Source organism: Leucobacter sp. UCD-THU, assembly GCF_000349545.1.
GTDB classification, from domain to species: domain Bacteria; phylum Actinomycetota; class Actinomycetes; order Actinomycetales; family Microbacteriaceae; genus Leucobacter; species Leucobacter muris.
The window spans coordinates 408,416-422,147 of record NZ_KB714601.1 but is presented as its reverse complement, the minus strand read 5'-3'; the positions used below and the strand labels follow the sequence as shown (position 1 = coordinate 422,147).

At 69.5% G+C, this 13,732-nt stretch carries 11 protein-coding genes and 1 tRNA gene; 10 read left to right on the top strand and 2 right to left on the bottom strand.

Translation table 11 applies throughout. The annotated features are described in order from the left end of the window. Positions 1-55 precede the first annotated feature (55 nt). From H490_RS0115840 to H490_RS22910, 5 genes are all read left to right on the top strand, one after another. A complete protein-coding gene (locus H490_RS0115840) occupies positions 56-1,030 on the top strand; it encodes an ABC transporter substrate-binding protein (protein ID WP_238560322.1) in 975 nt (324 codons plus the stop codon). Between the two features lie 167 nt (positions 1,031-1,197). Then, positions 1,198-1,860: an ABC transporter permease gene (locus tag H490_RS22920; protein ID WP_152424227.1), complete on the top strand. Its 663-nt coding sequence runs from the start codon at positions 1,198-1,200 to the stop codon at positions 1,858-1,860. Positions 1,861-1,982: 122 nt separating this feature from the next. Further along, on the top strand, positions 1,983-2,708 hold the full coding sequence (locus H490_RS22915; RefSeq protein WP_193743397.1) for an ABC transporter permease: 726 nt from the start codon (positions 1,983-1,985) through the stop codon (positions 2,706-2,708). Beyond that, on the top strand, positions 2,705-3,397 hold the full coding sequence (locus H490_RS0115835) for an SDR family NAD(P)-dependent oxidoreductase (RefSeq protein ID WP_017883791.1): 693 nt from the start codon (positions 2,705-2,707) through the stop codon (positions 3,395-3,397). The genes H490_RS22915 and H490_RS0115835 overlap by 4 nt, the downstream gene beginning before the upstream one ends. A gap of 44 nt (positions 3,398-3,441) precedes the next feature. Next, entirely contained in the window at positions 3,442-4,290 is an 849-nt protein-coding gene (locus H490_RS22910) for an alpha/beta fold hydrolase (protein ID WP_017883790.1), read from the top strand. Positions 4,291-4,446: 156 nt separating this feature from the next. Here the strand turns inward: H490_RS22910 and H490_RS22905 are convergent. Further along, a tRNA-Arg gene (locus H490_RS22905) sits at positions 4,447-4,523 on the bottom strand. A 232-nt stretch (positions 4,524-4,755) separates the two neighbouring features. Here H490_RS22905 and H490_RS22900 point away from each other — a divergent pair. The 3 genes from H490_RS22900 to H490_RS22890 are packed head-to-tail and all read left to right on the top strand — an operon-like array spanning position 4,756 to position 10,266. Continuing rightward, positions 4,756-5,295: an adenine phosphoribosyltransferase gene (locus H490_RS22900; protein WP_031289934.1), complete on the top strand. Its 540-nt coding sequence runs from the start codon at positions 4,756-4,758 to the stop codon at positions 5,293-5,295. A gap of 41 nt (positions 5,296-5,336) precedes the next feature. After that, on the top strand, positions 5,337-8,507 hold the full coding sequence (locus H490_RS22895) for a hypothetical protein (RefSeq protein WP_017883788.1): 3,171 nt from the start codon (positions 5,337-5,339) through the stop codon (positions 8,505-8,507). A gap of 22 nt (positions 8,508-8,529) precedes the next feature. Next, complete coding sequence (locus tag H490_RS22890) at positions 8,530-10,266, top strand: AMP-binding protein (protein ID WP_017883787.1); 1,737 nt, start codon at positions 8,530-8,532, stop codon at positions 10,264-10,266. 34 nt (positions 10,267-10,300) lie between these two features. On the opposite strand, the gene H490_RS22885 is transcribed toward H490_RS22890, so the two are convergent. Continuing rightward, positions 10,301-11,416 carry an o-succinylbenzoate synthase gene (locus H490_RS22885; protein WP_017883786.1) on the bottom strand — a complete coding sequence of 372 codons (1,116 nt, stop codon included), beginning with the start codon at positions 11,414-11,416 and terminating at the stop codon, positions 10,301-10,303. 127 nt (positions 11,417-11,543) lie between these two features. Between H490_RS22885 and H490_RS22880 the strand changes: the two genes are divergently transcribed. Together H490_RS22880 and H490_RS22875 are read left to right on the top strand one after the other, a co-directional pair. Next, positions 11,544-11,873 carry a TfoX/Sxy family protein gene (locus H490_RS22880; RefSeq protein WP_017883785.1) on the top strand — a complete coding sequence of 110 codons (330 nt, stop codon included), beginning with the start codon at positions 11,544-11,546 and terminating at the stop codon, positions 11,871-11,873. A gap of 9 nt (positions 11,874-11,882) precedes the next feature. Beyond that, positions 11,883-12,860 (top strand): 1,4-dihydroxy-2-naphthoyl-CoA synthase, encoded by a 978-nt coding sequence (locus H490_RS22875; RefSeq protein WP_017883784.1) that lies wholly within the window; start codon positions 11,883-11,885, stop codon positions 12,858-12,860. Positions 12,861-13,732: the final 872 nt, after the last annotated feature.

Genomic DNA, 13,732 nt, shown 5'->3' with positions numbered 1-13,732 from the left:
CAGAGAAACGAGAGAGAAGAGAACTGCAATGAAGCACTACATCAAGAAGACGATGGTGACGGCGCTCGCCGCCACCGCTTCCATCGCGCTCCTGGCGGGCTGCAGCGGATCCGCCGGCGCCGAGCAGCCGGGTGACGGCGACGGACTCGTTCCCGTCAATGTCGGGGTCTTCGCGGCTGCCGATAACGCTGCACTGTACATGGGGGTCGAACAGGGCTTCTTCGAGGAGCAGGGCCTCGACGTCGACATCCAGGTGCTCGACAGCGGTCCCGCTGTGACGGCCGCCGTCGTCGCGGGGGATATCGACTTCGGCTACTCGAACACGCTGTCGCTGGTGATCGCCAGCAGCCGAGGCCTGCCGATCACCGTCGTCTCGGGTGGCGTCGCCGCCGGACAGGACGTCCAGGGCGGTTCGGATGCGAACGCCGCCGTGCTGGTGCCTTCGGACAGCGACATCGTCGGGCTCGAGTCGCTGCCCGGGAAGACCATCGCGGTCAATGCACTGGGCAACATCCTCGAGGTGACGCTGAAGAACGCGCTTGAGGCCGAGGGGATCGACACCGACGGCGTCAACATGGTCGAGATTCCGTTCCCGGAAATGCCCGCGGCGCTCGCCTCGGGACAGGTCGATGCGGCGTTCATGCTGGAACCGTTCGTGACGATGTCGGAGATGCAGGATGACGCCCGCCCCGTGGCCTTCCCCTACGAGCTCGTGACCCCCGGGTTCCAAGCCGGCGTCTATTTCACGACGATGCCCTTCCTGCAGGAGAGTGAGGCGACGGTCACTGGGTTCCAGAACGGGCTGAAGGCCGCGGTCGAGTACTCGAAGGAGAATCCGAATGCCGCGCGCGCCGTCGTGCCGACCTTTCTCAGCATCCCTGAAGACATCGTCGCCGAGATGAATCTTCCCACGTTCATCACCGAGGCCGATCCCAAGCACATCGAGCTCTTCGTCGAGCTGGGCCAGCGATACGACCTGGTCGAGGGTGAGGTCGACCTTGAGACGCTGACGGCGGGGCTTTCTCGTTGACTTCCATCACGGTGAGTGCGCCGTCCGCCGGAAGGGGAAGCCATGAGAAGCGTCTTCCCCTTCCGGCGCGGAACCTGCTGCTCGCGCTGCTCGGTATCGGGAGCATTCTCATCGCGGCAGAGCTCTCGTCGCGGCTCGGGCTCGTGGATCCGAGGTTCGTTCCTCCGGTGTCCGAGATCGTGCTTCAGATCGGACAGGAGCTTGGCTCTGCGACGCTGTGGTCGAGTGTGCTCCTGACGATGGGCGGCTGGGGGCTCGGGTTGCTGATCGCCCTCGCCATCGGAGTGCCTGTCGGGCTGATCTGCGGGCTCGTCGATCCGATCTACTATGCGCTGCGCCCGATCATCGAGTTCTTGCGCCCGGTTCCCTCGGTCGCGCTGATCCCGCTCGCGATCATCATGTTCGGGGCAGGAATGGAGTCGAAGGTCTTCCTCGCGGCGTTCGCGTCCACTTGGCCGATCCTGGTGCAAACCATCTACGGCATGAGAGATCTCGATCCGCTGCAGTTCGATGTGGCGCGATCGGCGCGGGTCGGCACCCGGCGCATGATTCTGAATGTGCTGATCCCGAGCAGTTTCCCCTACGTGGTCACCGGGATCCGCCTCGCATCGGCGATCTCCCTGGCGCTCGTGGTCAGCACGGAGATCATCATCGGGGCTCCGGGACTCGGCTCGCTGATTAATGTCTCGCGCTCGTCGGGCAACGTCCCGGAGATGTACGCGTTGATCTTCGTCACCGGCTGCCTGGGGGTGTTGATCAACATCGTGATGGTGCAGATCGAGAGACGGCTGCTCAACTGGCACGTCTCGCACAGGAAGGCAGGGAGCTGATGAGCACACCCTCAGATGGATCATCGACGGCGATGATCCGGATCCGTTCGCTGAAGCGTTCGAAACAGCGCCGTCCATCAGGCGGAAACCGGCGGTGGCGTTCGTTGGAGATCGTGGTTCCGGTGCTGCTCGTAGCCGTGATTTGGATCGCCAGCCTGGGCTCCGAGACGTTCTTCCTCCCTTCGATGCCGAGGATCATGGAGGCGTTCGCCGATGCCTGGCTGTTCGACCGCGTGCCGACCGATATGCTTCCGAGCCTCGGCCGGCTCGCGCTGGGCTTTGCCATCGGGGTGCTGCTGGGAGCGGTGCTCGGGTATCTGTTCGGACTCTCCGATGCGCTCTATCGCATGTACTCGCCGGTGGTCGAGTTCTGCCGGGGCCTCCCAGCGCCCGCGGTTCTCCCCGTGCTCATGGTGGTGTTCGGGATCGGAGTGCAGACCCAGGTCGCCCTGATCGTGTTCGGAACCATCTGGCCGGTGCTGATCAGCGTGGTCGGGGGTGTGCGGAGCATCGACGCGACGAACATCGATACCGCGCGATCCTTGAGGCTCAGTCGCCTCGACCGGTTCTTCAGTATCACCGTCCCCGCGTCTGCGCCGCAGCTCTTCGCGGGCATGAAGACGTCGCTCTCCCTCGGCATCATTCTGATGGTGATCAGCGAGATGGTCGGAAGCTCGGACGGCATCGGCTACTTCGTAATCCAGGCCCAGCGGCAGTTCGACATGCCAGCGATGTGGGCGGGCATCATTCTGCTCGGGGTGGTCGGCTACGTGCTGAACGCGGTCTTCGATCTGATCGAGAGCCGCGTGCTCTCGTGGTACCACGCCTCGAAGGGGCGGGCATCGTGACCGCCGGGGTGACCATTGTGACGGGCGCCTCAGGAGGAATCGGGCGCGCGACCATCGAGACGCTGACGACGCGGGGGCATCGCTGCGTCGGCTGGGATCGGGTTCCCGGGCCAGCGCCCGACACGCGCAGCGTCCTGATGGATCTCACGGATCCTGAACAGGTGCGCCAGGCGATTCGGGAGAGCGTCGATGAGGCAGGGGTGCGGGCGATCGTGCACTGCGCCGGGGTGGTGCATTTCTCCGGCCTCACGGAGACCGACCCGGAGGTCTGGCAGCGAGTGATCCAGGTCAACCTCGTCGCCACTATCGGCATGTTCCAGCAACTGGTTCCGGTCATGAACGACGGCGGGCGCGTGGTGATGTTCGGGTCGGGCACGGTGCCCAAGGGGCCGGCCGAGATGTTCGGGTACACCGCCTCCAAAGCGGGGGTCATGGGCTTCGCGAGAAGCCTTGCCCGAGAGCTCGGGCCAAGGTCGATCACGGTGAACGTCGTGAGCCCGGGCTTCACGGAGACCGGGATGGTGCAGGGATTCCGCCACACGGAAGACGCGAATGTTCGGAGCCGTGCGATCCAGAGGAGTGCTCGTCCGGAGGACGTCGTCGGCCCGGTCGCGTTCTTCGTCTCCGAAGATGCCGCGTTCGTCACGGGCCAGAACCTGTACGTCGACGGCGGATCGGTCATGCCGTGACCTGGGACGGTACATGCGCGAATCAAACGAAAGGAACGTACACAATGAGTAAGAGACCCCCGGAGAGCACCGCCGCGCAGTTCCGCACGGTGAGGGCAGGAAGCTTCCGAACCGCCTACATCGAAGCCGGCCGACCGGAGCTCCCGACCGTCGTGCTGCTGCACGAGGGCGCCTATGGGGCGTCTGCGTGGCTGTGCTGGAGGGAGCTGATCGGCGCACTGGCTGAGGACTACCACGTCGTGGCCCCGGACCTGCTCGGGTTCGGCGAGACCGACAAAGCGGTATTCCTCGATCGCTCGCCGTACTCCTTCCGCGTCGATCACATCTCGGATTTCTGCCGCACGCTCGGTATCGGGGATGCGGCCTTCATCGGGGCGTCGTTCGGGGGATCCCTCGCTTTGCGAGCTGTTGCGCAGTCACCCGGGGCATGGCCGGTGAGTCGGGTTCTTACGCTGTCGGGAAGCGGGGGGCCGTACCGGCTCCCATCGGGAATCGAGGCACTCGCCGATTTCGATTCCACGCTCGAGGCGGCCCGCAAGATCACTTCGCTGGTCGTATCAAACGTCGACGATCTGGAAGATCACATCGAGACGCGTCTCGAGCTCAGCCTCATGCCAGGGCACTGGGAGGCGCAGAACGCGCCGAGGCTGCGCGCGCCGAATCGGCAGAGCCCCCCGAGAGAGGACACCTTCCTTGGCGACCTGGGGAGTGTTTCGGTGCCGGTCTGGTTCGTGGAGGGGAAGCGGGATCGTCTGCTGGAAACCGGTTGGTCGGAGCGCCTTCGTGAACTGACGCCAGGATCGAGGAGCCTGCTGGGCGACTTCGCCCACGAGCCGAACATCGATGAGCCCGAGAAACTCCTGCCGATTCTTCGGGACTTCTTGAGCGCGTGAAACGCGGAGGATCCGGCAGGTGATTATCGCCCGGGCAGCTGCAACTTCACTGGCTGCTCGCGAGCGGCGTGAGCGCGCAACTCGGCACAAGCTCGGCACCTGTTGAGCCGGAAAAGAAATCCCGGTCAGGTATGATTCCTGACCGGGATCTTCTTCTGGCGCGCCCCGAGGGATTCGAACCCCCGACCTTCTGATCCGTAGTCAGATGCTCTATCCAGCTGAGCTAGGGGCGCACGTTGGTTTCACCAACCAGGAAGACATTACACGACTCCGCTCCGCTCTTCAAATCGGGGCGGGTTCCGCGGCGCACGGGCGTGTCGCCCTCGCGCGCCCTCCGCGACCGCTCGCGGGCCGGGTGGGATGGCGGCGGTCGTGCTGTTCGGATCCCGGGGATCCGCGCGCTCCGCCGCGCCGCCTGCCGGTACTCTGGTTCGCGTGACGGAGACGACGAACGAGCCCCTCGACATGCCCTACTACCCCGAGTCGAGCGCCGAGCTCGAGCGCGCCGAGTCCCTGATCCTCGAGATCCCCGATTACCCGAGCGCCGGCATCCTCTTCCGCGACATCACTCCGCTGCTCGCCGACGGGCCCGCCTTCCGCGCCACCGTCGACGCGCTCATCGCCCCGTTCCGCGGCACCTTCGACGCGATCGCGGGGCTCGAGGCGCGCGGCTTCCTGCTGGCGAGTGCGGCCGCCTACGCGAGCGGCACCGGCCTCATGCCGATTCGCAAGTCCGGCAAGCTGCCCCGCCCCGCAGCCGGGGTGGGCTACTCGCTCGAGTACGGCATCGCCGAGGTCGAGGCGCACGCCGACTTCCCGCGGGGCTCCCGAGTGCTCGTGATCGACGACGTGCTCGCGACGGGCGGCACCCTCGCGGCGGCGCACGAGGTGCTGCGCAAGCTCGACTACGAGGTGGCGGGCACCGCGGTGCTCTTCGAGATCGACGACCTCGGCGGGCGCGACGCGGTGGGCGACCCGCGACTGCACACGGTGTTCCGCAGCTGACACGGGCGCCGAGTGTCGGTGGTCGTCGTTAGGGTCGAAGCATGCGAGAGACGCCGCACCACGACGATGAGCGATCGGAGCGCTTCGACCCCTTCGACCTCGACGCGTCTGATCCCGAGCTGCTGAACACGGGCAGGATCCCCGATCCGCAGCCCGAGCACACCGCGCTCTTCCGATGGCTCGCCGGCGTGCTCACGGCCGTCGAGGCCCGCCTGCGGGCGGTCGGCGGCGTCTCGCTGCGATGGGTGATCCGGCTCGCGTGCGGGCTGATCGCGGCGATCGGCGTCTTCCTGCTCGTCGGGCCGGTCATCAACGAGCCCCTCGACTTCGACGACGTGATCGCGTCGGCGAAGGTCGACGAGGTCGACTGGATCGCGCGCGATGTCGAGGTCGACTACGTCGTCGAGCGCGACGACCAGGGTGCGTTCGTCGCGCGCGTCGAGGAGAGCTACACCGCCGATTTCAGGAACGGGCCCGAGGCGGCGGTCGAGCGCACCATCGTCACGGAGTTCGAGGGCCACGACGTCGAGTTCGCCCTGCACGCCGCCACCGTCGACGGCGAAGCGGCCACGGCAGCGGTCGAACCGGCGGCGACCACCACCACGGTGCGCCTCACGAGGCCCGACGGCGAGCGCTTCGCGGGGCAGCAGCGCATCACGATCGCCTACGACCTGCACCACCTCATCGCCCCCGAACTCGACGAGGCGACCGGCCGCACCGTCGATGCGCTGTCGTGGCCGCTCTTCGCGCCCACGTGGCCGCAGGCGACGAAGGGCATCGAGGTCTCGCTCGCGCTCGCCCCCGAACTCGATGATGCCCTCGTGCGTCAGCCGCGGGCCTACGTCGGCTGGCTGCTCATCAGCGGTACCGAGTGGCTGACGCCCGAGGGCGAGTCTGCCGAGGGCGTGCGCTACTCCTTCACGAACGACGACACGCTGCCGCCCAACGCCGACATCTGGGTCGACGCGAGCTTCCGCGAGGGCACCTTCGAGTTGCCGCCGAAGACGACGCTGTTCTGGGTGCAGAGCTACGGACCGCTGCTGCCGCTCGCCCTGCTCGCCGTGCTGCTGCTCTTCTCCCTCGCAGCGCGCCGCGTCGTCTGGGCCGACAGCGCCGGAGATCCCTGGTATCTGTCGCGCAGCGAGCCGCCCGAGCGCATCACCCCCGAGTTCGCGGCGCAGCTGCTGCGACGGCCGCGGCACGCCGAGCTGATGAACGCGCTCGAGCGCCCGCCCGCGTCGGCCAGCCGCGGCCGTTCGAGGCCCAAGACCGGGGGTGCGGCTCGCGCGCGCTGGATCGCCCGTGCAGCCCGGGCCGGGCATCGCGCCGGGCGCCTCGGCAACCTGCCGTCGATGTGGAAGTGGAGGGCGCGCTGGAGGCTGAGCGGCGCCGTCGAGGCCCGTGGCCTGCGCTGGGCTCCCGACAGCTACGTGCGAGACGTGTTCCTGTTCGCGCCCGTCGCCATCGCGCTCGTGCAGTGGGGGCTGCTGCGGCAGCTGTCGCATCAGGTCGTCCTGCTGGTCGTGTGGTGGCCGTTCGCGTTCGTGATGGCCTCGACGCTGCTCGCCGTCGTCACCGTGGCGGCCGTGTGGCGGCCCCGGCCGCTCACCCGCGACGGCGCGCTCGCGGTGCAGCAGCTCAAAGGCATCGATGTCTTCGCACGGGCGACCCGGCTGCGGGATCGCGGCCCGCTCGACGACCCGCTGCTGCCGTACGCGCTGCTCTTCGAGGGAGCCCGCGACGCCGGCCGAGCGGTCGTGCTGCACGCCGCCGGCGAGACCGGAGACGACGAGCCCGGCCGCGGATGGCGCACCGACCACTTCATCTCGGCCCCGGCCCTGCTCGCGATCGTCGCCGCGATCTTCGTGCTCGCCGGATCCATCTTCACGGTCTCCGCGCAACCGCCCCCGTACGACAGCTCGATCGATCGTGTCACCCGGCACGATGAGCTGCCGGGCACCTTCTACTCCGAGGTGCAGGGCTTCGAGATCGAGGCGGAGCTCTCACGAGACGAATCGGGCCGCGCGCGGCTGAGCGTCACCGAGACGAACACCGTGCGCTTCGACGGCTCGGCCTCGCGAGTGCCGCAGTTCGCCCGCGAGTGGCCCAGCGCGCGCCTCGGCCAGCGGCTCGGCGTCGAGGTCGGGTCCGTGCGCATCGACGGCGACCCCGCTCCGTTCCGCGAGGTGCCGCAGCGCGAAAGCCTGGCGGTCGTGACCCAATTCGAGCAGGTGCTCGACGGCACGCACGAGATCGAGATCGAGTACACGCTCTCGGACGCCGCCGTCGAGGCCCCGAAGGCGGGCGGCCCGGTCGAGCAGGTGCGCTGGACCGCCCTCTACTCCTTCTGGGACGACGAGTACTACACCACGGCCGGCGCCTACTTCGACGGCAGATCGCCGGTGCGGCCCATCCGGGTGCAGCTCGTGGTCGCACCGGATCTCGTCGACGAGATCGTCGACGCCGGCTGGATCGTCTCCGACCACGACCTGCGCAAGCAGCCGGGCGAGCACGGCAACTGGATGCGGCCCTGGGTCTACGAGAACCGCGTCTACGACGACCGCAGCGGCGCGCACGAACTGCGGATCGGCTCGCAGCAGCGGCGCGACGACGGGGCCCTCGTCGTCGAACTCGACGTCGACGAGGTCAAGTCGCGCCCCGGCTCTTCGAGCGCGCTCGAAGAGCCCGCCGAGCCGTTCGCAGTCGACCCCGACCTCAACTCCTGGCTCGGCAAACACGAGCTCAACCAGAACACCGACCTCGGCGCCAGACTCGACTTCGCACCCGGCACCTTCGCGCGGGTCGACGCGGGGGCCTACGGGCGATACCTCAACTCCTACCGGCTGCCGTTCACCGCGCTGCTCGCCCTGGCCGGAGCAGTCGTCGCCGCCTCGGTCGGCGTGATCGCCTTCCTCGTGCGCACCGGCCGCCGCACCAGCCTCTCCCTGGCCGCGATCTCCTTCGTCGCGATCCCAGTCGCGGCGCTCGCGCAGTGCGTGCTCTTCTTCTGGGTGGTGCCCACCATGAGCGGCAGCGATGTCCGCGGCGGGCTCGGTGTCGCGATGGGCGGTCTCATGCTCGCCGCCGTGATCGTGCAGCTCGTGTTCGCACTCAGGCGCCGCACCGCCGAAACCGACCCCGCGGTGAGCGTGCGGCGACCCGAAACCGGCTTCCGGCCCGCGTCGCGCCGCGCATCCCGGTCGAGGGGCTGAAGAGAAGGGCAGAATAGTGACCATGACCGACATCGACGCCACGCGCGCATTCTTCGACGCCCGCGACCAACTGCTCGACCTCGCAGGCGACCCGGCCCGCGCCCGCGCCGAATTCCGATGGCCCGACGTCGGGCCGAGCTTCAACTGGGCGCACGACGTCTTCGATGTGATCGCCGAGGGCAACGACGACACCGCGCTGTGGATCGTCGACGCCGACGGCGGCGAGCAGAAGCGCAGCTTCGCGCAGATGAAGCGACGCTCCGACCAGGTCGCCAACTGGATGCGCGGCATCGGCGCGCGCAAGGGCGACGTCGCGATGCTGATGCTCGACAACCGCATCGAGCTCTGGGAGATCATGCTCGCCGCCCTGAAACTCGGCGTCGTGATCCTGCCCACCTCCGTGGTGCTCGGCGCGCACGAACTGCGCGACCGCATCGAGCGCGGCCGCGTGCGCTGGGTGTTCGCCGCGGCCGACGACGCCCTCAAATTCGCCGACGTGCCCGGCGACTACGGGCGCGTCGGCGTCGGTCTCGAGCAGGCGCACCGCGACCACCGCGCCGCCCTCTTCGACTGGCTGCGCTACGAGGAGTCGAGCGCCGCCTCGCTCGCGGTGATCCCGCACACCACCGCCAGCGCCGATCCCTCGCTCATCTACTTCACCTCGGGCACCACGAGCCTGCCCAAGATCGTCGAGCACTCCCACACCAGCTACCCGCTCGGGCACCTCACCACCACGGCCTGGATCGGGGTGCGCCCCGGCGACGTGCACTCCGTGGTGAGCGCACCCGGCTGGGGCAAGCACGCCTGGTCGAGCTTCTTCTCGCCCTGGAACGTGGGCGCCACCATCTTCGTGCTCGGCTACACGCGCTTCGACGCCGAGCACTTCGTCTCCGAACTCGACCGCGCAGGGGTCAACACCTTCTGCGCGCCGCCCACCGTGTGGCGCATGCTCATCCAGCACCGCCTCGACCGCAAGCCGCGCGCGCTCCGAGAACTGCTCTCGGCAGGCGAGCCGCTCAACCCAGAGGTGATCGCCCGCATCCGAGAATGGTGGGGCCTCGACATCCGCGACGGCTACGGCCAGACCGAGACCACCGCCCTGATCGCCAACATGCCGGGTGACCCCATCGTGCCGGGCGCCATGGGCATCCCGCTGCCCGGCGTCGACGCGGTGCTCGTCGACCCGCTCACCGGAGCCGAGACGCAGGAGGGCGAGATCTGCCTGCGGCTCACCCCCGAGCGGCCGAAGAACCTCATGCCCGGCTACTTCGGCAACCCCGAGGCGACCGAGAGAGCGACCTCGGGTGGGCTCTTCCACACGGGTGACGTCGCCCAGCGCGATCCCGAGACGGGGGTGCTCACCTTCGTCGGACGCACCGACGACATCTTCAAGTCGAGCGACTTCAAGGTGTCCCCCTTCGAGGTCGAGAGCGCGCTCATCGAACACGAGCTCGTGGCCGAGGCCGCCGTGGTCGGCGCCCCCGACGACACCCGGCTCAACGTCACGAAGGCGTACGTCGCGCTCGCCGCCGGGGCCTCCGCCGACGCCGACACCGCCCGCGCGATCCTCGCTCACGCCCGAGCCGCTCTGCCGCCCTACATGCGCGTGCGCCGGGTCGAGTTCTTCGAACTGCCCAAGACCTCGTCGGGCAAGATCCGCCGAGTCGAGCTGCGGGAGCGCGAGCTGGCCGCGCACCGGCAGGGGCAGCGGATCGCCACCGAGTGGCGCGAGGAGGATTTCCCGGGGCTCAAAGGCTGAGCGCCCGCCCGCGGTGCTCGCCGCGCGGTTGCGATCACCGGGAGGCGCTGAGCAGCGCGTGGCAGCGGGCCACGCGCTCCCGCCACCACCGTTCGCGCGCGGCGGGAGCCGCGTAACGGGCGAGCAGTTCGGGATCGAGCTCTGGGCGCCGCACCTCGATCGCGCCGTCGCGCGGCAGCAGCGGATCGGAGCACACGTCGCCCTCGAGCAGCGCCACCGTGCCGAGGCCGCACGCGCCGGCGAGCACCGCACCCTGCGCCCCGTCGCGCTCGGCGAGCGGCAGCCCCGCCGCGAGGTGCAGCCCCATCGCGATGCCGACCGAGGTGTCGAGCGCGCTCGACACGACCACCGGCAGACCGGCCTCGGCCACGATCCCGAGCGCGCGTCGGATGCCCCCGAGCGGTTGCGCCTTCACGATCAGCAGATCCGCCGCGCCCGCCCGCGCCACCGCGAGCGGGTCGGCCGCCTTGCGCACGCTCTCATCGGCCGCGATGCGCACGAGGGGTGAAGGGAGGACTCCGGATCCTTCGGACGCAGTGCCCTCGCCGAGCAGCGGGCCCTCCCCGGCGTCGCCCGTGCTCAGCCGCCGCCGCACCTCGACGAGCTCGTCGACGCCTCCGCACGGCTGCTCGGCGTAGTCGAGGTCGAACTCGGCGAGCGCACGCAGCGCCGTCACGGCCTCATCGACGCCCCAGCCCCCGTTCGCGTCCACGCGCACGAGCGCATCCGGTCCCATCGCCTCGCGCACCGCCCGCACCCGCGCCACGTCGTCGGCGAGATCCTGACCCCGCTCGGCGACCTTCACCTTCGCGGTGCGGCATCCCGGAAAGCGGGCGAGGATCTCGGGCACACGATCCGCCGCCACCGCGGGCACCGTCGCGTTCACCTCGACGCGATCCCGCAACGGCGCCGGCTGCTCGCACCAGCCGAAGTCGAGGGCGGCCGCGAGCCACGCCGACGCCTCGCCGTCACCATACTCGGGGAAGGGCGAGAACTCGCTCGCCCCCAGCGGGGAATCGAGGATCGCCGCCTCCCGCACCGAGATGCCGCGGAACCGGGTGCGGGTGGGGATCGTGACCACGCGCAGTGCCGCGAGCACCTCCGCGAGCGGGGGGAGGGTGGCCGTCTCGGGATCGGGGGCATCACTCATGCTCCGATCCTCCCACCTCGTGCGCTCGACGCGCAGTGGATCCGCCGCCGTGCGGACGGATGGCGGGGAACTCATCCGAACAGCGGATCATCTACTGCGCGACGGGTGAGGGAGGTAGCCTGGCGGCATGAGCACCCGGGCCGAAACCGTCGAGTTCCTCACCGACCAGCTGAGCGCGCTGCCCACCATCCGCAGCCGCAAGATGTTCGGTGAGTACTGCCTGTACTGCGATGACAAGCCCGTCGCCTTCGTGTGCGACGACGAGCTGTTCGTGAAACCCACCGACGCCGGCCGGGAGTACCTCGGCGATCCCGATGAAGCGCCCGCCTATCCGGGATCGAAGCTCTACTTCCGGGTGAGCGGCGACCGCTGGGAGGACCGCGAGTGGCTCACCGCGCTCATCGACCTGACGGCGGCGGCGCTGCCCGCCCCCAAGCCGAAGAAACCGCGCAAGTAAGCTGGGGGCATGACGCAGCAGCCTCCGCAGAGTTCGTCCGCATCACCCTCCCCGCAGGGTGCGCAGCACGAACCGCCTCGCCCCGTCTCCGATCTCTTCGACCCCGCCGAATGGCAGACCGCACCGGGGGCCGAAGGCTACACCGACATCACCGCGCACCTGAGCCTCGACGGCCGAATCGCGCGCATCGCCTTCGACCGGCCCGAGGTGCGCAACGCGTTCCGCCCCCACACGGTCGACGAGCTCTACGACGCGCTCGAGCGGGTGCGGGTGAACCCCCGTGTGGGCGTGGTGCTGCTCACCGGCAACGGGCCCTCGCCGCGCGACGGCGGCTGGGCGTTCTGCTCGGGCGGTGATCAGCGCATCCGCGGCCGCGACGGCTACAAGTACAGCGACTCCGAGACGACCGTGGGGCCCGAGGCGCAGGCCCGTGCCGGCCGTCTGCACATCCTCGAGGTGCAGCGGCTCATCCGCTTCATGCCGAAGGTCGTCATCGCGCTCGTGCCAGGCTGGGCGGCGGGCGGCGGTCACTCGCTCAACGTGGTGTGCGACCTCACGATCGCGAGCCGCGAGCACGCGAAGTTCAAGCAGACCGACGCCGACGTGGGCTCGTTCGACGCCGGCTACGGCAGCGCCTACTTCGCCCGCCAGGTCGGGCAGAAGAACGCGCGCGAGATCTTCTTCCTCGCCCGCGAGTACGACGCGGATCGCGCACGCGAGATCGGCGCGGTCAACGAGGTCGTCCCGCACGACGAGCTCGAGCGCACCGGCATCGAGTGGGCGCGCACCATCCTCGGCAAGTCGCCCACCGCGATCCGCATGCTCAAGTACGCGATGAACGCCGTCGACGACGGAATCGTGGGCCAGCAGCTCTTCGCCGGCGAGACCACGCGTCTCGCCTACGGCACCGATGAGGCCGTCGAGGGACGCGACTCGTTCCTCGAGAAGCGCGAGCCCGACTGGAGCCCGTTCCCGTACCACTACTAGCCCGCTCCGGCGCTCCGGCGCGGTGCTCGCCCGCCCGGGCGCGAGTTGCTTCGGGTTGGCGTGCCGGGCCGACGCTTCAGTCGGGTGCTCGGAGCGGGTGCTCCGGGCCGGTGCTCGGAGTCGGCGTTCCAGGCCGGTGCTCGGAGTCGGCGTTTCACTCTGCCTCGCGCCCGGCCATCCGCCTAGGGCACCGATCGATCCGCCAGCACCGCTTTCAGATGGATCGGGGTGTGTGAGCGTCGATGGGTGCGCGTGGGTTGGGAGAGGTCGCGCAGGTCGGCACCGTCGGGGGAGGCGTGGAGGTCGGGTCCTGTCGGGTCGCCGCGCCGCCGGGTCGCTGTGCCTCGGCGTCCCGAACGCGCGTGTCGGATCCGCGTCTCGCGAGTCGAACCCGCGCCTCGTGCCGCGCCTCGTGCCCCGGATCCGAGCCCTGGATCCGCGCCCCGGATCCGCGCGTCGGGCCCGCGGATCAGTCTGCCTCCCGCCCGTCCACCGCTCCTGCCGCACCGATCGATCGTCCGGCACCGGTTTCTGGCGAATCGGGGTGTGTGAGCGTCGATCGGTGCGCGTGGGAGGAGGTTGCGCGGACCGGTGACGTCGGGGCCGTCGAGGCTCGCTGGCCCGCCGGCCCGCCGGCCCGCCGGGGCCGTCGGGACCGTCGGGCCGCCGTGCCCGCGGACCCCGAGCCCGGCGTCGGTCGGCTCCCGCCCGTCCTCCACTCCTGCCGCACCGATCGATCGTCCGGCACCGGTTTCTGGCGAATCGGGGTGTGTGAGCGTCGATCGGTGCACCTGGAGGTGGGGGATCGGGTTGCCACCACCTCCCGCACCCGCCCCCACTCCGGCACCGCAATTCCGATCCGCCCCCGCCCC

What these genes read in the sequence shown, in the direction of transcription:
- H490_RS22910 (WP_017883790.1), top strand. Translation starts at nt 3,442, where the DNA reads ATGAGTAAGAGACCCCCGGAGAGCACCGCCGCGCAGTTCCGCACGGTG.
- H490_RS22900 (WP_031289934.1), top strand. Translation starts at nt 4,756, where the DNA reads ATGCCCTACTACCCCGAGTCGAGCGCCGAGCTCGAGCGCGCCGAGTCC.
- H490_RS22895 (WP_017883788.1), top strand. Translation starts at nt 5,337, where the DNA reads ATGCGAGAGACGCCGCACCACGACGATGAGCGATCGGAGCGCTTCGAC.
- H490_RS22890 (WP_017883787.1), top strand. Translation starts at nt 8,530, where the DNA reads ATGACCGACATCGACGCCACGCGCGCATTCTTCGACGCCCGCGACCAA.
- H490_RS22885 (WP_017883786.1), bottom strand. Translation starts at nt 11,416, where the DNA reads ATGAGTGATGCCCCCGATCCCGAGACGGCCACCCTCCCCCCGCTCGCG.
- H490_RS22880 (WP_017883785.1), top strand. Translation starts at nt 11,544, where the DNA reads ATGAGCACCCGGGCCGAAACCGTCGAGTTCCTCACCGACCAGCTGAGC.
- H490_RS22875 (WP_017883784.1), top strand. Translation starts at nt 11,883, where the DNA reads ATGACGCAGCAGCCTCCGCAGAGTTCGTCCGCATCACCCTCCCCGCAG.